Below are 20,305 nucleotides of genomic sequence, written 5' to 3'. Positions count from 1 at the left end.
TCATGGTCCGGTGGATCGGTCCGCGTGATAGCGCCAGGAGGCCCTGACCGCCTCAAGGCGCGTCTCCATCTGCGAGATGGTCTGCGGCAGGGAGAAGTGCGTCTCCACCCGGGCACGCGCCCCACGGCCGATGTGCAGGCGCAGGGCGGCCCCGTCGAGCAGGTAGTCCAACTTGTCGACCCACTCGTCGGGGTTCCCCGCCCGGGCGAGCATGCCGTTGCGGGCCGTGCCGACCACGTCCTGTACGGACAGGCTGTCGGCGGCGACGACTGCTCGTCCCGCGGCCATGGCCCGCAGGACCGACGCCGTCTCGTCGATGGTGGCGCTGGGGACCAGTACGACGTCGCTTCCCCCGTAGACCTTCGGAACGTCCCGTGAGGAAGGAAGGTCCGTGACGGTGGTGTCGGGCCTGCTCCTCCAGAGACCCTTCAGGTCCGGCGAACGGTCACCGTTGTCGTCCCTGCCCGGGAGCACAATCGTGTGGAAGTCCTTTCCACGCTCCGTCTTCAGCCTGGTGAGGACCTCCTCCAGGAACTGCTGGTCCTCACGCGGGGTCCGGGAGGCATCGAACATGAGGCGAAGGCGGTCGTCGGACGGTACTCCGGGGCCAGGGTCCCTCCTGCTTCCCGGCGGCACATCGAACTCGTCCAGCTGCACACCGGGCCGCACGACGCAGGTCCTGTGAGGGTCGGCTCCGAGCCGCTCGGCCGCGGCCGCGTGGCGGTCGGACTCCACAAACAGCAGCGCGCAGGGCAGGTACCGGCAGAGGAGCCGGCCGTATCCGTTACCCGCCGGGTCGACGGTGAACAGCTCCGGCGGGAGGCAGACGACGAGCGGGATTCCCAGCGATTCGGCAAGGACGACGCCTATGGCCGGGGAGGACATTCCGAGTGAAATGATGACTTCCGGTCCGACCGTGAACAGGGACACGCCACGTTGCGCCTCGGCCGGGAATGACGACAGGTACCCGTCCGGCGCGGGCCGGTCCCGGACCGGAAGGTGCGGCGCTGACTCGGCACCCGCGACAAGTAACAGGGTCACCTGATGCCCCCGCGCGCGCAGCCCTTCGGTCAGCACGTGAGGATCCTTGGACCAGCCTTCGACGGGTATCGACTCGTCGGCAACGACAGCGATTCTCATGGCTGATGTCCCCAACTCTCCCGGAAGAGGGTCGATCGCCGGACCAGCGGGGTGACTTCCCATTCCTCCGGCCCCCACCGCGCTGCCGGGAGATCCTCGAGAAGGCCGTCGGCTGCTTCCCCGTGCCGGATGTGCGGGGCGACGGCATCGGCCAGCCGCTCGGCCAGCAACGGCGCGAGCGTGAGCTTTCCCGGGACACCCGCCACGACGTTGCCGTACAGGGACGGCAGCAGGGCCATTTCGGAGACGCCGAGCGCGAGGTGCCGGGCCGGTTCGGCCTTCACGGCGGAGTAGACGCCCCACAGCGCGTCCTGCGCCTGCCACAGGTCCGGAAGGAATCGTTGGACGGTCGGCCGGATGCCGGCCAGCCAGTTGTCCCGGCTGTGCGTCAGCTCCGCGGTGGGGGCGTAGCTGATGAAGTTGGACAACAGGACGTAGCGATGCCCGCCGGACACCCGGGGTACGGCGAACAGCCCGAGCGCTTCCTGCTCAGGTATGGCGACGCCGAGGTGCATTGCCGCATCCGTACGCGTCACCAGCATGAACGAGAGTCTGCGGACCACGGCCGAGGAGAGCTGCCCCTCCGGAAGGAGGGCGGTGATGCCGGCGCCGTTCGCGAGCACGAAAGCATCGGCGGTGAGCCGGAACGTTCGCTGTCCCGCTCTTGCCAGCAGCGATTCGACGGTGCTTCCGCTGCGTCCGGGCAGGAGCTTCACCGCTTCGGCACGCCGCAGAGCGACGCCCGAGTCAGCAAGCGCGGCCTGGAGCGCCCGGACCGGAACGATGGCCGACTCCGGCGCCCTGATCATCCAGTCGCAGGCGCCCGTCGTGGTAGCCGTGTGCTGGTAGGGCAATCGGAGTTGTTCCCATGCCGCAGTCACCGCGGCCAACGTACGCTGCGACACGCCACCTATGCGGCAGCCGGTGACGGCGCCGGAATTTCCGGTGCGCTCGATGAGTTCGGTCCATCGCCGTGCGCCCTCGTCGAGTTGCTCGAAGTCCTCGGTACGGGCGTCCGGGAAGACACCTCCGCGGTGGAGCCAGCCGTGCGCCTGTCCGGTCTGGCGGGAGCAGAGATTTCCCTCTTCGACGACGAGTGCGGCAAAGCCTTGGCCGTCGAGCTCCAGTGCCGTCAGCAGCCCGGTTGCCCCGCCCCCGACGACAACGACGCCGGGCCAGCGGATCTCCGTGGAAACCGCACTAGATTCCGTCATAGTCCCCCACCTGGATCCGGGTGATGTAGGTGATCTGATGGCGCTGCCGGGCGAGGCCGGCCTGGAACCGCGGGAGGTGCCCCAGCGGGATGCTGCAGCACCAGTTGGTGGAGTTCACGCACACACCGACCTCCAGCCAGTGGGGTACCTCGTCCAGCGGCTCGGGAAGTATGGCTTCGACGGCCAGGCACCAGCCGGGCTTGGCCAGTGTGCCGATCGCGGCGGACGCGCCCGGCTCGACCGAAAGGTCCAGCGCTGCCGATGAATCCACGCTTGCGACAATGGCGCTGGTCTCCCCCGCGACGAGATAACTCGACGGGTCGAGTCCGGCGAGGAGGGTCCGGGTTCTGTTCAGCCCGCCGAATCTGACGGTGCCGGACAGCGGGTCCGCCCATACGGCCGCCGTGTCGAACCTCAGTGGGGTGCGAATCAGCAAAGCGTGGCACCGCCCACGGCTACCAGCATTCGACACGCAGCCCTGCCACCGGGTCCCCGCTCCCTTGGAAGAGGGCCACGACACGGTCGGTGATCGCCGGAGCGAATTTGAAGCCGACACCGGAACAGGCCACCAGGGTGGCAGCTCTCGCCGAAACCCTGCGCAGCACGAACGAACCGTCCGGCGGCATGGTGTATGAAGCCCGGACCGTAGTGCGTTCCTGGGTCTCCCCCAGGCCCGGCACGAAGCGGCGCAGCGCAGCCATGTCGCGGCGGCGGATCATCTCGGGCTGAGGCACGACGTCCCCCGGCAGCGAGAAGTGGCCGAACTGCAGTCCCTTCCCCGAAGGGAGCGGCATGGCGCAGAACCGGTCGTCTCCATCGCCGAAGACGTAGAACGCCTCCTTGCCGAAGATCTCCGAGTGGCCGACGAAGGTGGCGGTCTGCATGTGGGCGGACTCTGCCCGGAGCCCGGGTATGCGAGCCCACTCGGGCAGCCCCAAGGTCCAGGCTCCTGTGCAGAACAACAGTTGACCGGCCATGACTGTTTCTCCGCCCACTCTTATCGGCATCGGAGCATCCGCCGTCGGGGGCGCCTCCGCCGGCTCGGCCGCGCGCCCGAACGCCAATTCGGCCCCGAGCTCCCGGGCCTGCTTGCGCAGGGCCAATACCGCTGCACGGGCTTCCAGCAGGCCGCACCCGTTGTTCCTGGTGACCGTCCAGCCGGCGGGCACCACCGCGCCGGCGAGCAGGGGGTCGTTCTCGGTGATACGCAGGTGCTGGTCCGTGTGGGTGGGGGAACCGTCCTTCGGCCCGGCGAAGATCCCGGGAACGCCTCGGAACAAGGGTTCCGGACCGGCTTCGGACAGCGCCCGCCATTGCGCGGCGGACTCGATCGCCAACGAGGCGGTCCCACGGCCGTCCGGATCATCGGTGCGGACCATACGGACAGGCCCGTGCGAAGCCCCCGGCACCTCGTCGGCCGGAGCCTGCTCCACTGCCAGCACCCGCCAGCCGTTCGCGGCGAACGCGCGCGCGGCCGCGCTCCCGTACACACCCAACCCGATGACTGCTATATCAACTGATTTCACGGCTAGTTACTCTCTGAGTTTCATAGCGCCAATTGCAATACTTAGATACGATTCGACAGTTGCATACTCGCCGAGGCTCGATTTTCGAGAGGGGATCGAAGTGAACGAGGTTGTGGACGCATCTCACCGGAAGTACATACAGACCCTCACTGCACCAGCTGCCAAAAAGGAGGGATTGCAAGCAACTTCCGCCACTCTCAGCTATTTCGGTGTCAATGTCGCTCGCCGGGTCGGGATGACGCCCGCAGCGATGCGTCAGTACTTCGACAACTCGCCTTTCGTATCCGCCCTCATGGCGACATCGCTCGGCAACGCGACCGTGATCACTCTCCCGTTGACCTACTTGGACATGGTGCGCGACAAGAAGGAAGCCGTCCGGTACGCGCAGATGGGGCTGGAGCTGGCGCGCACGATGGGAGTGGAACACGTCTCCCTGGCGGGACTGCTCGCCTCCGCCTTGGACTACGGACATCTCCTCGACGCGCCTCCCGGGTTCCTGACGACCGGTCATGCCACAACCGCGTCCTCGGTCCTCAAGACCATCGAGGCGGTACTCACCTCCACTCGGCGGGAATGGGGCTCCGAAACGGTCGCCGTTCTCGGACTGGGGTCGATCGGCCGGACGACGGTCACCACGGCGCTCGCGACGTTCGGGAACCCCGGCCGGCTGATCCTGGCCGATCTGGCCTCCAAGGAGCCGGAGGTCCGGACGCTCGGCGAACAACTGGAGTCCGAACACCCGGGTCTCGAGTGGTCGTTCGTGAACCCCGCACAGCCGGACCAGAACCCGCTGTACGACTCCACCGTCGTCGTCGGATGCACCAGCACTCCCAATGTCCTGCAGGTGGACAGGCTCCGGCCGGGCTGCATCGTCGTCGACGATTCGGTGCCCCATTGCTTCGATGTCGGTCGAGCCATCGCCCGGGCCGACGAGACGATGGACCTGATACTCGCCAACGGCGGGTTGCTGCAGCTGCCGGAGCGCTTTCCTGTGCTGTCGTTCGCGCCGCGGCTTCTTCACGACAGTCTTGGCTGGCCGGCCGGGCTCGACGACGGTGACACCATGACCAGTTGCTTCCTGTCTCCGCTTCTCATGAAGGTCGACCCGAGCCTGCCGCCCACGCTCGGCCAGGGGGTTCCCACCCCTGCGGTTCTGGCGAACCTCGACGCACTGGAGCGACTCGGAATCACTGCTCCGCCGATCCGCTGCTCCGGGAAGTCCCCGTCCGACGCGTACCTGGCGCAGTTCGCGGATCGGTTCGGTACGGTCTCGTCCCGGTCCTGAGGAGCCGGGCCCGGCTCTCGACGGCGTACGAGGTTCCGGTCCGGCGCCCCGTACGTCGTCGTGGAGATCTCAGGGCAGCCGGTCATGCGGAGCCGACCCGCTCACGATCATGACGATCCTGTCACTTGCGGCCAGGCCCCCACTGAGCGCTGCCTGCCGCAGACCGGCCCAGCAGATGTACGCGGACTTCTCCGTCGCGTAGTCCAGCGGGATGTCCAGCTCCTCGCAGGCCTCGGAGAGCAGGCCTGCCTCCGCCTCCACCGCCCCGGAACTCACCGCGGCCACCCGGGATCCGGTCTTCGTCACCAGCTGACGGACCAGGGGCAGGGTCCTGTTGGGGTTCGTCGACTGCAGGGTCGGCTCGAAGGCGATCTCCGGCGGCACCATGTCGTCGAGGTCGATCTCCTCGTTGCCGTCCCGGAGGGCCGAGGCCATGAGCCCCGCATCCTCCGCCTGGAACAGCTCGAAGGAGTGGTCGCCGACCGAGGCGAGCCCGGCCGACCGGGCCCGCAGGATCCCGCGCTCGATTCCCAGCGGGCCGTAGCCGCTCGCGATCGTGACAGCGATACGGGTGGCGTCCGCACAACGCTCCGCGAGGGCCAGCCCCAGGGGGACCTTCCCCTCGATCTTCCACTGGCTCGGCGTCAGCCGCAGAGCGCCGTCCTCCTTGCTGTGGGCGATCGCCGCGGCGGCCGCGTCGGCCATGTTGCCCGGCACCGGAACTACGGAGGACTTGCCCATGGCCGTCGTCGGGCACTTGTAGGCGGATGCCTGCGGGACGAAGCCCGTACACACGATGCCCGCTCGTTCCATGTAGTACTGGTAGGCGCGGACGGTGTTGCCGGAGCTGTGCAGGCAGACGGAGGGAAGTTCCCATTCCTTGCACTTCGCGGCGAGCAGGACCCCCTCGTTGTCCTTGAAGGTGCCTGTCTCGTTTCTCGACTGCGGCAGGAATCGGAAGGAGGCGACCCCCAGGAGCTCCGCCATCCGCGGACTCTCCACCGGGCTCAGGGCGGCCTCGCTGCTGCGCAGGTCCTCCGGCTCGGCCACCGGGAGCAGGGAGGTGTACCGACCGACTCCGGGAACGTCGGTGATGGCGTCGGACCAGCTCCTGAAGTCGTCGAGGTGCGGCGTGAGACCGCCCCCGCAGCGCAGGCACAGCCACTCGTTGGGGCCGTCCTCGGTCCTGCCGCCGGTTTCACCGGTACAGCTTGAGCAAGTGAGTCTCACTTCACCTTCTCCTCTGTTCGGGTCGCACCGGACTGCCGAGCCGGCACCTTCTCGCAGAGACGCATGATCTCGGTGACCCGTCGGCTGACCGACTCAGGGTCGCCGTGCCGTTCGGCAAGTGCCGCGCCGCCCATGGTGAAACCCCAGCCACCCGCGCCGGCTATGTCGTCGATCTGTTCGGCGTCCCGGACTCCTCCGGCAACGAGGACCGGAAGGGTGGCAGCGGCCGATGCGCGTTCCACCAGGGCGACGGCGTCGAACGCGGACTGGCGGTACGGCATCAGGACGAAGCCTCCGACTCCGCCGACTCTGCTCAACTCATCTGCCTGTGCGGCGAGTTCATCGGGCGTACTGTCCAGGACCAGGGGGCTGCCGGAGAGCGACCCGAGGAAGGGCCAGTACTCCGGCGCCCCGTCCGTCGCCAGGGCATCGGCGAAGTCCGCCCGCCAGCGCGCAACCACCTGGTCCACTCCCAGGTCCACGCCGAGTTGGAGACCCTGCTCCTGGCCGCGGTCGCTCATGTCCGCGAGTTCGAGGAGGACCGACCGGCCGTCGGCGTGCGCGGCATCGGTGAGGTCCTGCACCATCTGCCGGTCCGCACCGACGTCCTTGAATGCGATGTTCCGGAGGGAGTCCACTGCGAGTTTCTCGTACACCTCGAGCGCGTCCGGAATGGTGACATCCTTCTCCGTGAGCATCAGGACGAAATTCACCGCCACGTCGTCATCACTTCCTCGTAGTGTCGTAGAGCGGTACCGGCCGTGCGCGCGTGCCGTCATGGCATCAGTCCCGTGGGCACCGCGGATGCCATCGGCAGGGTCGAGACGCGCCATGTGGTCCCATCGGCGAAGCGAACGGTTTCCTTGGGGCTGATGCCGGCTGCCAGGTGTACGAAGCAGAGCTGCCGTCCTTCCCTCGGCGAGTAGCCTGCCGACGTCACGTACCCGCAGGGCTGGTCGGATCCCGCGTCGAGGACGACCTCACCTATCTGCCGCTCGGGTGCTTCCGGGCTGCTCGCGGCGAGTCCGCCGACCCACATTCGTCCGCCCCACCGGTCCGGGTTCTCGAGGGCTTCCCGCCCGACGAACGGACCCTTCTTCCCCCGGGAAACCACATGCCCCAGTCCGGCGTCCAGCAGGTAGGTATCGCGATGGATGTCGAGCGGGCACAGATAGAAGGCGAACTCCTGGCACTCGAGGCGGTAGCTGGCGAGCAGATCCCACCCGCAGGGTGTGTAGCTGCCGGGTTCCGCCACCATGTCCCGCCAGACCTCGCGGATCACCTCGGCCGTCGCCCACATCTCGATGCCGATCACCGTGCGGACGACCCAGGCTTCCCCGCCCCGGCGGGTACGGACCGGCATCCCGTGGAAGGCTCGAAGGGCATCCAGGCCGGAGGCGTACTCGTCCTGGAGCAGCCCTGCCATCGCCTTGGTCCGGTTCGGCCCCTTGATGTTGAAGGAGCTCATGTTCGTTTCGTGGGCGTGGGTGTCGGGATAGGTGTCCATGGCGTCGTGCAGCCACTTCGGCGGACGGGCCTCGCCACCGATCGAGACCAGGAACGACTGCTCGCCGTCTCGCAGGACGACGCCTTCGGTGTCGACCGTCCCCTCCGGTGTCGTAAAGATCGCAAATGCCGCCTGCCCTATCGCAAGGTCGTCGATCCGGCGGGGCGTGAGCAGGTCGAGGACGTCCGACGCATGCGGGCCGACGACGGACAGGTAGTACATTCCTCCGCAGGGGAATACACCCGCGCCGCTCTTCACCGCTTGATACTGTTCCGTAAAGGTGACGCCCTCCCAATTGCTGACCGAGGCGACGCTTCCTCCCAGTACGCAATACGATTTCGGCTGGCCGTACTTCTCGGCGATCACCGCGAGGGCGTCTCCGGGATCGCTGCGGCGGAGCACGGTCGGACGTCCGACCAGGGCAGGGTGCCCCGGTGGAAGAGTCCGCCACACCCACTCGTCTTTCGCCAGCGGGCTCCGGAGGCCCACTTCGAAGCGCGGTCCTGGATCCCACGAGCATGTCACCGAGGCACTGGGCATGTGGCGTGTCATGCTTACATCCTTCTTCCCTGAAGAACCGTCTCAAGAGAATCGCCCGAACGCGGCGCTGGTGCGGATTTCTTCCTCTGCGTCATTCCGGCTCCTCTCCGGTCTCATGGCGCACTCGGGCCGGCCAACCGCACCTTTCCGGTGGGCGTTCGCGGAATCTTCTCCACCACCCGTACCTCCCGCGGCACCTCGATGTCCCTCAATTCACCCCGGCAGAAAGCAATAACCTCCCGCGGTGAAACGGTCAGGGTCTTCGCTTCCGCGAGCAGAATGGGAACCGGGCCGAGGTTCTCGTGCCGGTCGATCGCGACATCGAAGTCGCCGAGGCCGGGGCACCGGCTCACGACCCGCCGCACATGGGAAAGATCCACATTCTGTCCGGCCACCTGGATCACTTCGTCGACCCGGCCGGTGACTGTCAGGGAGCCGCCCTCCAGGAACCCGAGGTCGTTCGTGAGGACTCGCCCACCGGGAAAGGGCTCGATCACCCCCTGGCGTCGATAGCCCGCCCCGCAGCTCGTGCCGCCGATGACCAGCCGGCCCGCCCTGTGGTCCGCGCCCGTCCGCTCCACCGAGATCTCGACGCCTTCCAACGGCTCGCCGACCGAGCGCCGCAGGTTGTCAGGGTCGCTGGACGTGTTGAGCGTGACGGTGGCTGCCTCGGCCAGACAGTAGGAACTGCGAGGCGGTACGCCCAGGAAGTTCCACACGCGGTCGAAGGTGCTCTCCGGGAGCGGGGCCGAGCTGCAGATCGCCCACCTCAGCTGGTCAGAGGGCCGCTCCGCCCGCTGCCGCGCCAGGAAGTCGAAGACGTACGGGACCCCGTAGACCAACGTGGGTTTCGCCTCGCGCAACTGTGACTGTGCCCGTGCGAGCCCGGCACCCTCGAGGCGGCCGATGTGGGTCGTCGCCCCAGCCACCAGGCCCGGCAGGAGGACCATTCCGAGCACCCCCGCAAGGGACAGCGGAAGCGGGGAGTAGAGGACATCACGCCCGGTGAGCCCCAACCGGTCCGCGTACGCCCGGACATTGGCGCCCAGCGCGGCGTGTGTGTAGCTCACGCACTTCGGTGTGCCCGTGGTGCCGGAGGACGCCACGTCCAGCGCGTAGTCCTCCGGTGCGCAGACCTCGCTCCCGTCCTTCGCGGGGTCACCGCCCAGGAGGTTGGCGAAGGTGACCGAATCGCGCGCCGGTGGCCCCTCCCTCCGGACGATCAGCCCCGCACCTGTCTGTTCCCTGATCGATTCCGTCCGTGCGGTGTCATCCGTTCCTGGCACGACGATGGCCCGCGCACCGACCCACCAGGCTCCCAGCAGTGCTGCCAGGAGGTCGATGCCGGCGCTGTCGTCCACCAGCAGCACTCCGTCGCCCTGCCGTACGTTCCGGGACCGGAAGCCGCCGGCTGCCCTGCTCGCCCCGGCGATGAGGTCGGCGGATCGCCACGCGCTGCCGTCGATCACGACGGTGCCACCACTGGAACGCACCAGGTCGAGGAGCGTCTCTGTCTTGACGGCCATGAGGCTGCCTATCCCTGCTTCGATTCCTCGGGTTGGGTCTCTGCCTTGAGCGCGCTGATGGAGGCGACGAGTGTGCTGAGGGAAGCCCACCAGTCCGGCTGGGACTCGATGATCCGATCGGAGTCGATGTCGAACTCCTCCTCCAACGAAACGAGCAGCTCCAACACTTGGAGAGAGTCGAGATCGGTGAGTTGCTCAGTTGCGGGATCGAGCTGATATCCGAGGATCCGCTCGAGTACGGCCAGGACCCGCTCGCGAACGGCGAGCTGCTCCACTGGTGTTGTCGGCATGGTCGAGCACTCCAATCTCGTACACACGGTCCACCTGAGGTGGAATTTCTTCCGCTCGCCGGCGCGTCGGCCCCGGCGCTCGCGCGAGTGCTTCGGTCAGTCGAACCGGACGTACTTGGGCCGGACCGGCTGCCCCTTGAAGTCTTTTGTGATCTTGTCGACGAATTCGATGCGCTGCGGGACCTTGGTGGCGCTGATCTGCTCACGGCAATAGGCCAGCAGCTCCGCAGCCTCCGTTTCCCGGGAGGTGACCACCTGCGCGACCGGGATCTGTCCGAGCCGGACGTGCGCCTCTCCCACGACGAGCACGTCGTCGACCGCAGGATGGCTCAGCAGGATGTCCTCGAGTTCCTGCGGATCAAGTTTCGCGGCCCCGAAATGGATTTTGTGGTCGTCGCGGCCGGTCAGATAGAGGAAGCCCTGCGCGTCCAGATAGCCGACGTCTGTGCTGACCACCCAGTCCCCCTGGAATACTGCCGCGGATGAATCCGGATCGTTCCGGTATCCCGTTGCGGTGTAGGGACTCTTGATGCAGATTCGGCCCGACTGCCCCACGGGCAGCACCTTTCCGGCGTCGTCACGTACTTCGACGGTCACTCCAGGAAGTGTCTTGCCCACAGAAGCGGCAAGCAGCTCTTCGTCCGTGGAGCTGTTGTAGGCGATGTGTCCGGACTCGCTGCTGCACATGATGTTCCGGATGCTCACCCCCGTGTCCTCCATGAATCGGCGCGCTGTGTCCGGGCGGAGACGGGCAGACGTGGTCAGCGCCATCCGGACGTTCTTCAGCTGCCCCGGCTCGGGCTTCTTCCGGCCGGCGAACTCGTACGCGTACGGAGTTCCGGAGATCACTGTGATCGACGTGTCGCTGATCGCCTTCCAGAACTGACGGGCGGTCTGCAAAGGAATGGTGACCACGGTCGAACCGGCCAGGAGCGCCGGAAGCACCGACGTGGTGGACAACGCGGTGGTCATGGCCGTGACTTTGTCGTCGGCGCTCAGCCCCATGGCTGAGGCCAGTTGCTCGATGTCGTCGCTGAGGCGGCTGACCCTGCGGTCGACGCACTTGGAATGCCCGGTCGTCCCGCTCGTGAACGTCTCCAGCCAGGCCTCCGAGGCCGATGAGCCCAGGTCGCTCGCCGGGGCATCGAGCAGGGTACGGAACGCGACCGAGCCCGCCGAATCCGGTGTCTGATCCGACACGGTAACCACCGGACTGCACTGCTCCAGGGCGTACTCCAGCTCCCGTGACTTGAGATAGGGCGGAAGAACCGCAACCCGGTGCCCCAGTGACCAACCCGCCAACGTGAGAGCCAGCGACTCCTCGAGGCCCGGGTGGGAAACGACCAGACAGACGTCCTCATCGTTTCGGAATCGCTGCCGCAGCCCTCCCGTGAGGCGCCGCGCGAGGTCGACCAGGTCCCGGTACGAGGTCGTGCGCGTCTCACCGACGATGGCGGGGCGGTCATCCGCTTCGTGTTCGAGTACTGCATCTACGATGTTCGCCATATCAGGCTCCTCGATTTGCTCGTACTTGGTAGCGCACGCACTTTTCAACGCAGGAACCAGTAACGACTGCGCACAGAATCGTGATCTCGAGCACGCCTGATCACGAGCACACCCGATCAGAATTGATGCGAATCAGAAGCAATAAAAGGGGGCTTCGGAATCCCAGAAGGAACACCTGCCTCACCGAGAGGCAACTCGCCACGAGACACTCGTCGGTGATCTTTCGAACATGAAGGGACTACGGTTCCGCTGCGAGGAGGACGGCAGATGACGGAACCCGGATCATTCCGCCGACAGACCGCACATTTGAGTCAGGAACATCGACATTCCGAGCGTGACGATGAACCCGCTCGCATAACCATCTCCCCACCGTTCGAGACCGGCCACGTCCACTCGCTGGCGACCGACGTTACCTGTTCCGGCACCGCCGTGTCAGCGCCCGGAGGTGCATTCAGCAGCAATGGTTCTGAATTCTGACGCTGCGTAATGTTGCCTGGTCAGGCGGGTGGGACAAATTCTCACCGGGCTCAGCTGCAACAGGAGCCGCCTGTGCCGATTGCCTCGGCGGAGGCAAAGGCCTTCGACGATGACGGCTCCCCCGCGCTTTGTTCACCTCGCGCGTGACACACCCTCGCGGCGGAAATCAGCCGCGGAGTGCCTGGAAAGCGACGGGCGCTTTCCAGCCCGCCGGGAGCTGCTGTCACCTGCCGTCCTTCACCCCGGCGACGGTCACTGCTGGATTGACACCCGCCCTGTCGACACCCGCGAACGCCCGCAAGCAGATCAACCGCCACGCCGGCGTCAAGGAGGTTCAGCCGTACGGGAGTTCCAGCGGGCCGGCGCCACGGCCCCGCGGCTACGCCCGGCGGATCGCCCGGCCTCGGCGCACCCCGTACGCGGCCGCGCCGGCGGCGATCACCGCCGTGCCCGTGACGGCCGAGGCAAGCGGCAGGGAGAAGGCCAGGAGGAGGCAGCCGGTCAGACCGACGAGCGGGATGATCCGGGCGGGGCGCCCTTCGGCCGGAGTCAGGGTCCAGGCAGAGGCGTTGGCGATGGCGTAGTAGGCCAGCACGCCGAACGAGGAGAAGCCGATCGCGCCGCGCAGGTCGGCCGTCGCCGCCACCACGGCGACCACGGCACCGACGACCAGCTCGGCCCGGTGCGGGACCTGAAACCTCGGGTGGACGGCAGCCAGGACGTGCGGAAGGTGCCGGTCGCGGGCCATGGCCAACGTGGTGCGGGAGACGCCGAGGATCAGCGCGAGCAACGAGCCGAGCGCGGCCACCGGGGCGCCGATGCGCACCACCGGCACCAGCCACTCGGCCCCCGCGGCCCGCGCGGCGTCCGACAACGGCGCCACGGACGAGCCCAGTTGCTGCGAGCCCAGCACCGACAGGACCGAGACCGCCACGACCGCGTAGACGGCGAGCGCGATTCCCAGCGCTATCGGGATGGCCCTGGGAATGGTGCGGGCAGGGTCACGGACTTCCTCGCCCAGGGTCGCGATGCGGGCGTAGCCGGCGAACGCGAAGAACAGCAGGCCCGCCGCCTGCAGCACCCCGCCGAAGGTGGCGTCCGAGCCGACGTCCAGCCGGCCGGCGTCCGCGGCACCGGAGGCCAGAGAAGTAACCGCCGGCGCGGCGAGCACCGCCAGGACGACGGCCACGACGACGCGGGTCAGCAGCGCGGACTTCTGCACCCCGGTGTAGTTCACCGCGGTCAGCGCCACCACCGCGGCGACCGCCACGGCGTGTGCCTGCCCCGGCCAGACGTACGAGCCGACGGTCAGCGCCATCGCCGCGCACGAGGCGGTCTTGCCCACCACGAACGACCACCCGGCCAGGAAGCCCCAGAACTCGCCCAGCCGCTCGCGACCGTAGACGTACGTGCCACCGGACGCCGGGTAGAGGGCGGCCAGCCGTGCCGAGGAGGTCGCGTTGCAGTACGCCACGACGGCAGCCAGAGCCAGCCCGAACCAACAGCCCCGACCCTGCTGCCCGGGCCGCGGGCGCCGGTGCGGCGAAAATGCCCGCGCCGATCATCGACCCCAGACCGATCACCACGGCATCGGACACCCCGAGGCGCCTCCGCAGCTCGTCCGGAGGACCCGCAGGCGCCGGGGGCATGGACATGAGCTCGCTCCTTCGGTGCGCGACACCCGCTGAGGAGTCCGATACCGGTTCACGCTACCGGCAGGGAACTCACCCCTGATCCGGCAGGTCCATCGACGCAAGCCTGGCCGGATCGGTCACGACCGCGATCGCGGTGATCCGGCCGCCGACGACAGTGAACGCCATGACCGAGAGGGGTGTGCCGTCCTCGCGCCAGGACACGATCCCGGGAAGCCCGCTGACGAGCACCTCACGGCCCCGGCCCGCTGCTCCTGCGGACAGTCGCGCCCCGGCGGCGACCTGGGTGGCGCCGAGAACGACGACCGCACCGTCAGGAGTGTCGGCGGTCAGCCTCACCTCGGGGTCGAGCACGCGCAGCAGCCCCTCGAAGTCGCCGCGGCGAGCCGCCGCCAGGAAGGCCTGGACCACCTCCCGCTGCTCCCGGCCGACGGCCTTCGGCCTCTCCGTCGTCTGTACCTTCCTGCGGGCGCGGCTGGCGAGCATCTTGGCGGCGTCGGTGGACCTGCCGAGGATCTGGCCGATCTCGTCGAAAGGCACCGCGAACAGGTCGTGCAGGACGAACGCGAGCCGCTCGCTCGGCCGGAGCGAGTCGAGGACGACGAGGAGCGCCAGCCCTACCGAGTCGGCGAGCGCCACGTCGTCCTCCGGCGCAGCGCCGTCGTCGACCGCGACGACCAGCTCGGGCAGCCGGTCGTCGTAGGACGCCTCAGGGCGGGTCTGTCGCGAGCGCAGGACGTCGAGGCTGATCCGGCCGACGACCGTGGTCAGCCAGCCGGCGAGGTTGTGGATGCCCGCCGTGTCCTGGCGGGAGAGCCGGAGCCAGGCGTCCTGGACCACGTCCTCGGCATCGGCGTGCGATCCGAGCATCCGGTGGGCGACCGCGCGGAGCCGGTCGCGCTGGGCCTCGAACGCCTCGGCCAGCGGGTCCGTGGGGCTGGTCTCGGACATGTGGTTACCTTCCTCGGGTCTGCTCCGTCATGGGTGATGACGGGCCCGGACGGGCTCAGGTAACCGATGAAGGAGCAGACCCGATGGAAGCACGCATCAAGAGCCCCGCGAATCCCGATGTGATCACAGCGATCCAGCATCTCAGCAAGGCGGTTCACACCGGCGGCGTCGACCCGCTCGTGCTGGAGCTGGTCCATCTGCGGGCCAGTCAGATCAACGGCTGCAGCCCGTGCGTGTACGCCGGGGTCGAGTCGGCGAAGAAGCAGGGTGAGACGGAGAAGCGACTGCACAACGTGGTCACGTGGCGGGAGACGCCCTTCTTCACGGAGGGGGAGCGGGCGGCGCTCGCGCTGGCCGAGGCCGCCACCCGGATCCAGGACGGCGCACCGGGCGTGACCGACGAGATCTGGGATGCCGCTGCCGCCCACTTCGACGAGAAGCAGCTGTCGGCGATCGTCCTGAGCATCGCGATGACCAACTTCTTCAACCGGATCAACCGCACGACTCGGGAACAGGCCGGCAAGACCTGGTGAGCGGGGCGCTCCGTACGTCTTCCGCCATGACCCGGACCTGAGCTGCGCCACGCGGAGACGGGCGATCCGATGGATCCCGCCGGACGCGCGGTCGAGGTGATCGCCCGTCGGCACCTGTGGCCTTGAGGATGCCTGGCCGGGACCGCAATACGGGACCCGGCCGGCGCCCTACGGGGGACATAAATCGGTTCGCGCAGTGTGGACCTGATCAATACCGTGTGACACCCGACGAGTTCGAGTCCATTGCCGTCCCGGCTGTCACGGAGTTGCCATGCCCCCGCAGATGAAGCTGACGGCGATCACACTCGACTGCGCCGATCCCGAGACGATGGCCGCGTTCTACCGGGAGGCCACCGGATTCGAGCTCCACCCCAAATCCGGCCCCGACTTCGCAGGCGTCACCGGCCCGGACGGACTCGTCATCGGCTTCCAGCGGGTCGATGGCTACCGGGCTCCGCGCTGGCCAGGGCAAGCCGTGCCGCAACAGAGCCACCTCGACTTCAAGGTCGAGGACCTCGACGAGGCGGAGGCCCTGCTGCTGGAGTTGGGCGCGGCCAAGCCGGAGCACCAACCGGGCGGGGACAGGTGGCGGGTCTTCACCGACCCGGCCGGGCATCCCTTCTGCCTGACCAGAGCCTGACGCCGGAAGAACGAACTGCCGTCCCTGCCGTGCGCCGCCCCGTGGTTCAGAGGGCGGGACCGGATGTCCGGGGTGCGGCAGCGAGGACGGCGCCGAGTGCGGCGGCAGCGTCGAGGAGGGCACGGGAGCGAAGCGTGATGCTCGCGTCCCGGGCGGCCAGCGCGGCTCGGACGTCTTCCGACCGGTTCCCGTGCCTCAGGCCCGGCATCAGGGACCGGAGCGGCTCGATGCGGTATCCGGCGCTGCGGAGCTGGTGGACGATCCGGGCGTCCCGGGCCTGGGCCGGCGAGTACCGTCGGGTTCCTCGCGGGGGAACCCGGTCCGGGACGACGAGCCCCTTGGCGTCCCAGTGCCGCAATGCCGACGGGCGCACCCCGAGCGCGGCGGCGAGTTCGGAGACACTCATGGAGTCCGAAGGGCGTGCGTCTTCGATGGGCTCGGCAGAGATCGCTTCCGCGGCCTCCCTGGCGAGCCTGAGTCGCGCCCGCTCCCGGTCGAGTCGGGCATGTGCGGCGTCGAGGAGTGCGAGTACCTCCGAGACCGGGCACCGGTGCAGGGCGCGAACGATTCGCTTGGCCTCGACCGGGCCTGTGCCGACGGCGAGGGCCCGGTAGGCCAGCGCGGAATGCAGGTGGACCTCTTCGTAGATCCGGTAACCCGTGGTGGTGCGCGTCGTCGGCGGCAGGACGCCGTCGCGCTCGAGATTGCGCACCTGCTGAACGGAGCATCCGGCACGTCGGGCCACATCGACGGTCCGCATCACCGGTGATTTGAGAGTTTCCACCCGCAGTGCTCCTAACTTTCGCCCGCCTTTCGGCTCGAAGTCTCCACAAGCACTTTAATGAAACGCTTGAGGACATGAACATCGACGAGATCATCGGCTTCCTGGGAGACCTCGACGGGGTCCTGGCCGTCAGTCCGGGCCCCGGCGACGGCTCACCGGAGATCAGCTGGGGGGACACGTTCTTCTACTACTCTCCTGACGGCGTCGTACCGGGAGCGGCCCAGCCGTTCGCGACGATCGTGACGAAGAACTGTCCGGGCGACGAGAGTTCGCGCCTGGACCGCCCGGACACGTTCCGCGTCAACATCGCGGCGGGGAAGGAATCCTTCGTCGCCCGGACCGGCCACGCGCCGCGCGAACCAGCCGTCGACGACGACCCCGGCGTCACCGATACCGTGATCGCACACCCCGTATACGGCTCCGTCGGCTGGCTCGCGGTGGTGAACCCGGGCCCACGGACCGGCACGGCAACCCGTGAGCTGCTCCACACCGCCTATCGACTCGCACGTTCACGCCACGAGCGACGCACCGGGTAGCGAGGACCCGGCCGGACGGCTGACGGCCGGGCGAACCTGCCGTCAGCCGTCCCGGGCCGGGCCCGGATCCTCGTGCGGTGCCCAGGGCGACGGCTCGCCGAGCGGGTCCCGTGGCTCACGTCACGTTCCGGAAAGTGAACAATGCCGGCCGAGAGGCGGCCCGCCCTCTAACCTTGCCCGTGCAGCTGGTTCGCCCTGTCCGCCAGGCAGGCGCGTCGCAAGAGGGAACCCGGTGGGAATCCGGGACTGCCCCGCAGCGGTGAGTGGGAACGACCTCCGTCATACGCACTGGATTCGGTTGGAGTCCGGGAAGCGACGGCCAGTAGGAATCTGCCCCGGCAGATGCGCCCGCGAGTCCGAAGACCTGCCAATTGCCCGTACGTGACCTATCGCGTGCGGATATCCCGGTGACCTCGTGGGCGGGTCGGCGTACACACCAGACGGAACCTCGCGCCGTGGCGTGCACAGGATCCGTCCGGTTCGTCCTCCCTTCGCGTCCGTGTCCCGTCCCGGGATCCTCAGGAGTCATCTCGCGAAGGAGATTTCCGTGACAGCGAAGTCCGCAGCAGCGGCAGCGCACGCCACCGTGTACGGCTACCCCCGCCAGGGCCCGGACCGGGAGCTGAAGAAGGCCGTCGAGGGTTACTGGAAGGGCCGCGTCACCGCTGACGCCCTCCGCAGGACCGCGGCGGACCTGCGCCGCGCCACGTGGCGGCAACTGGCCGGGGCCGGCGTCCACGAGGTGCCGACCGGCGACTTCTCGTACTACGACCACGTCCTGGACACGAGCGTCATGGTCGGCGCTGTCCCCCCGCGGCACCGTGCGGCCGTCGGATCCGACGCTTCCCCAAGCTCTCGGCTTCGCTCGAGCAGGGGATGCCCCATTGACGTCTACTTCGCGATGGCCCGCGGCACTCAGGATGTCGCGCCGCTCGAGATGACCAAGTGGTTCGACACCAACTACCACTACCTCGTGCCGGAGCTCGGACCGGACACCGTCTTCACCGCCGACTCCACCAAACAGGTCACCGAGCTCAAGGAGGCCCTCGCGCTGGGTCTCGCCGCCCGTCCTGTGCTGGTCGGTCCGGTCACCTACCTCCTGCTGGCCAAGCCCGCCCCCGGGGTGGCCCCGGACTTCCGGCCGCTGACTCTCCTGGACCGGCTGCTGCCGGTCTACGCCGAGGTGCTCGCCGACCTCCGCGCCGCCGGTGCCGAGTGGGTGCAGGTCGACGAGCCCGCCCTGGTCCAGGACCGCACGCCGGCCGAACTCAACGCCGCTGCCCGCGCCTACCGTGAACTCGGCGGTCTCACCGACCGACCCAAGCTGATCGTCGGCTCCTACTTCGACCGGCTCGGCGACGCCCTCCCCGTGCTGGCGAAGGCTCCGGTCGAGGGCCTGGCCCTCGACTTCACCGACGCCGCCGCCGCGAACCTCGACGCGCTGGCCTCGGTGGGCGGACTCCCCGGCAAGCGGCTGATCGCCGGAGTGGTCAACGGGCGCAACATCTGGATCAACGATCTCGAGAGGTCGCTGTCCACCCTGGGTACGCTCCTCGGTCTCGCCGACCGGGTCGACGTGGCCGCCTCCTGCTCCCTCCTGCACGTTCCGGTGGACGCGGCGGCCGAGCGGGACATCGACCCGCAGATCCTGCGCTGGCTCGCCTTCGCCCGGCAGAAGACGACGGAGATCGTCACCCTGGCCAAGGGCCTCTCCCAGGGCACCGGCGCCATCGCCGCGGAACTCGCGGCCAACCGGGCCGACCTCGCCTCCCGGGCGAACTCCCCGATCACCCGCGACCCTGCCGTACGGGCCAGGGCCGCGGCCGTCACCGACACGGACGGCCGCCGCTCCCAGCCATACGAGGAGCGGGCAGCTGCCCAGCGCGCCCACCTCGGCCTGCCCCTGCTGCCCACCACCACCATCGGATCCTTCCCGCAGACCACCGAACTGCGCACGGCCCGCGCCGGTCTGCGGTCCGGCCGCATCGACACCGCAGCCTACGAGAAGCTCATCGAGAGCGAGATCCGCGACGTCCTCTCCTTCCAGGAGAAGGCGGGCATCGACGTCCTCGTACACGGCGAGCCCGAACGCAACGACATGGTGCAGTACTTCGCCGAGCAGCTCACCGGCTACCTCGCCACCCAGCAGGGCTGGGTCCAGTCCTACGGAACCCGGTACGTCCGTCCGCCGGTGCTGGCGGGCGACATCTCCCGGCCGCACCCGATGACGGTGCGCTGGACCTCGTACGCCAACTCGCTCACCGACCGCCCTGTCAAAGGCATGCTGACCGGGCCGGTGACCATGCTCGCCTGGTCCTTCGTCCGTGACGACCAGCCGCTCGGCGACACCGCGCGCCAGGTGGCGCTCGCTCTGCGCGACGAGGTGAACGACCTTGAATCGGCGGGCACTTCGGTCATCCAGGTGGACGAACCCGCCCTGCGCGAGACCCTTCCCCTGCGCGCCGCCGACCGTCGCGCCTACCTGGAGTGGGCCACCGAGTCCTTCCGTCTCACCACCGGTGGAGTACGACCGGACACCCAGATCCACACCCACATGTGCTACGCGGAGTTCGGCGACATCGTCCAGGCCATCGATGATCTCGATGCCGACGTCATCAGCCTGGAGGCTGCCCGCTCCCATATGCAGGTCGCCCGCGAGCTGGCGGCTCACGGCTACCCGCGTGAGGCCGGGCCCGGCATCTACGACATCCACTCCCCTCGGGTGCCGAGTGCCGAGGAGGCAGCGACCCTCCTGCGCAAGGGGCTCGAAGCCATCCCGGCGGAGCGTCTGTGGGTCAACCCCGACTGCGGTCTGAAGACCCGCGGCTGGCCCGAGACCCGTGCGTCGCTGGAGAACCTGGTCTCGGCCGCTCGCACGGTGCGGGCCGAACTGCCGTAGTCCTGATGTGAGTCGAGGGCCCGGAGGCCGGCTGCGGAAGCACCTGCCTCCCGGCCCTCGTGGCCGGAT

Annotated in this window: 17 protein-coding genes, 1 pseudogene and 1 riboswitch; of the genes and pseudogenes, 5 read left to right on the top strand and 13 right to left on the bottom strand. The window is 68.4% G+C overall.

Annotation, left to right across the window (positions count from 1 at the left end):
* Genes OG257_RS34710 through OG257_RS34695 form a run of 4 tightly spaced genes read right to left on the bottom strand, consistent with a single transcriptional unit; the run spans position 1 to position 3,880 of the window.
* Positions 1 to 1,140, bottom strand: a complete 1,140-nt coding sequence (locus OG257_RS34710) for a glycosyltransferase family 4 protein (protein ID WP_329214001.1) — start codon at positions 1,138 to 1,140, stop codon at positions 1 to 3.
* Complete coding sequence (locus OG257_RS34705) at positions 1,137 to 2,354, bottom strand: FAD-dependent oxidoreductase (protein ID WP_329213999.1); 1,218 nt, start codon at positions 2,352 to 2,354, stop codon at positions 1,137 to 1,139. Before OG257_RS34705 ends, OG257_RS34710 begins: the two co-directional genes overlap by 4 nt.
* Positions 2,341 to 2,790 (bottom strand): hypothetical protein, encoded by a 450-nt coding sequence (locus OG257_RS34700; RefSeq protein ID WP_329213997.1) that lies wholly within the window; start codon positions 2,788 to 2,790, stop codon positions 2,341 to 2,343. Before OG257_RS34700 ends, OG257_RS34705 begins: the two co-directional genes overlap by 14 nt.
* Before the next feature lie 19 nt (positions 2,791 to 2,809).
* Positions 2,810 to 3,880: an FAD-dependent oxidoreductase gene (locus OG257_RS34695; RefSeq protein ID WP_329213995.1), complete on the bottom strand. Its 1,071-nt coding sequence runs from the start codon at positions 3,878 to 3,880 to the stop codon at positions 2,810 to 2,812.
* 292 nt (positions 3,881 to 4,172) lie between these two features.
* Here OG257_RS34695 and OG257_RS34690 point away from each other — a divergent pair, with 292 nt between their 5' ends.
* The gene (locus tag OG257_RS34690; protein WP_329213993.1) at positions 4,173 to 5,165 is read left to right on the top strand and encodes a hypothetical protein; all 993 of its coding nucleotides are present in this window, start codon (positions 4,173 to 4,175) and stop codon (positions 5,163 to 5,165) included.
* A gap of 69 nt (positions 5,166 to 5,234) precedes the next feature.
* Here the strand turns inward: OG257_RS34690 and OG257_RS34685 are convergent, their stop codons facing one another.
* From OG257_RS34685 to OG257_RS34650, 8 genes and pseudogenes are all read right to left on the bottom strand, one after another.
* Entirely contained in the window at positions 5,235 to 6,395 is a 1,161-nt protein-coding gene (locus tag OG257_RS34685; protein ID WP_329213991.1) for a pyridoxal-phosphate dependent enzyme, read from the bottom strand.
* Complete coding sequence (locus tag OG257_RS34680) at positions 6,392 to 7,114, bottom strand: hypothetical protein (protein WP_329213989.1); 723 nt, start codon at positions 7,112 to 7,114, stop codon at positions 6,392 to 6,394. The genes OG257_RS34685 and OG257_RS34680 overlap by 4 nt, the downstream gene beginning before the upstream one ends.
* Before the next feature lie 56 nt (positions 7,115 to 7,170).
* Positions 7,171 to 8,442: a hypothetical protein gene (locus OG257_RS34675; RefSeq protein ID WP_329215503.1), complete on the bottom strand. Its 1,272-nt coding sequence runs from the start codon at positions 8,440 to 8,442 to the stop codon at positions 7,171 to 7,173.
* Between the two features lie 113 nt (positions 8,443 to 8,555).
* Complete coding sequence (locus OG257_RS34670; protein WP_329213987.1) at positions 8,556 to 9,968, bottom strand: class I adenylate-forming enzyme family protein; 1,413 nt, start codon at positions 9,966 to 9,968, stop codon at positions 8,556 to 8,558.
* Between the two features lie 8 nt (positions 9,969 to 9,976).
* Complete coding sequence (locus OG257_RS34665) at positions 9,977 to 10,258, bottom strand: phosphopantetheine-binding protein (RefSeq protein WP_329213985.1); 282 nt, start codon at positions 10,256 to 10,258, stop codon at positions 9,977 to 9,979.
* 96 nt (positions 10,259 to 10,354) lie between these two features.
* Entirely contained in the window at positions 10,355 to 11,812 is a 1,458-nt protein-coding gene (locus tag OG257_RS34660) for a class I adenylate-forming enzyme family protein (protein WP_329213983.1), read from the bottom strand.
* Positions 11,813 to 12,620: 808 nt separating this feature from the next.
* A pseudogene (locus tag OG257_RS34655) lies at positions 12,621 to 13,896 on the bottom strand (APC family permease).
* Between the two features lie 69 nt (positions 13,897 to 13,965).
* Positions 13,966 to 14,844 (bottom strand): sigma-70 family RNA polymerase sigma factor, encoded by an 879-nt coding sequence (locus tag OG257_RS34650; protein WP_329213981.1) that lies wholly within the window; start codon positions 14,842 to 14,844, stop codon positions 13,966 to 13,968.
* 83 nt (positions 14,845 to 14,927) lie between these two features.
* Here OG257_RS34650 and OG257_RS34645 point away from each other — a divergent pair, with 83 nt between their 5' ends.
* Both OG257_RS34645 and OG257_RS34640 read left to right on the top strand, forming a co-directional pair.
* Entirely contained in the window at positions 14,928 to 15,377 is a 450-nt protein-coding gene (locus OG257_RS34645; RefSeq protein ID WP_329213979.1) for a carboxymuconolactone decarboxylase family protein, read from the top strand.
* Between the two features lie 271 nt (positions 15,378 to 15,648).
* Positions 15,649 to 16,017: a VOC family protein gene (locus OG257_RS34640; RefSeq protein ID WP_329213977.1), complete on the top strand. Its 369-nt coding sequence runs from the start codon at positions 15,649 to 15,651 to the stop codon at positions 16,015 to 16,017.
* 46 nt (positions 16,018 to 16,063) lie between these two features.
* Here OG257_RS34640 and OG257_RS34635 read toward each other — a convergent pair whose 3' ends face one another.
* Positions 16,064 to 16,801: a MerR family transcriptional regulator gene (locus tag OG257_RS34635; RefSeq protein WP_329213976.1), complete on the bottom strand. Its 738-nt coding sequence runs from the start codon at positions 16,799 to 16,801 to the stop codon at positions 16,064 to 16,066.
* A gap of 74 nt (positions 16,802 to 16,875) precedes the next feature.
* On the opposite strand from OG257_RS34635, the gene OG257_RS34630 reads away from it, so the two are divergent.
* Complete coding sequence (locus tag OG257_RS34630) at positions 16,876 to 17,337, top strand: DUF6194 family protein (protein ID WP_329213975.1); 462 nt, start codon at positions 16,876 to 16,878, stop codon at positions 17,335 to 17,337.
* A 169-nt stretch (positions 17,338 to 17,506) separates the two neighbouring features.
* Positions 17,507 to 17,723: riboswitch (cobalamin riboswitch) on the top strand.
* A gap of 161 nt (positions 17,724 to 17,884) precedes the next feature.
* Positions 17,885 to 20,236, top strand: a complete 2,352-nt coding sequence (gene metE, locus OG257_RS34625) for a 5-methyltetrahydropteroyltriglutamate--homocysteine S-methyltransferase (RefSeq protein WP_329213974.1) — start codon at positions 17,885 to 17,887, stop codon at positions 20,234 to 20,236.
* Positions 20,237 to 20,305: the final 69 nt, after the last annotated feature.

The sequence above is a fragment of the Streptomyces sp. NBC_00683 genome (genome assembly GCF_036226745.1).
Lineage (GTDB): Bacteria > Actinomycetota > Actinomycetes > Streptomycetales > Streptomycetaceae > Streptomyces.
The sequence above is the reverse complement of the archived record's forward strand: the minus strand, read 5'-3'. Positions and strand labels throughout refer to the sequence as shown.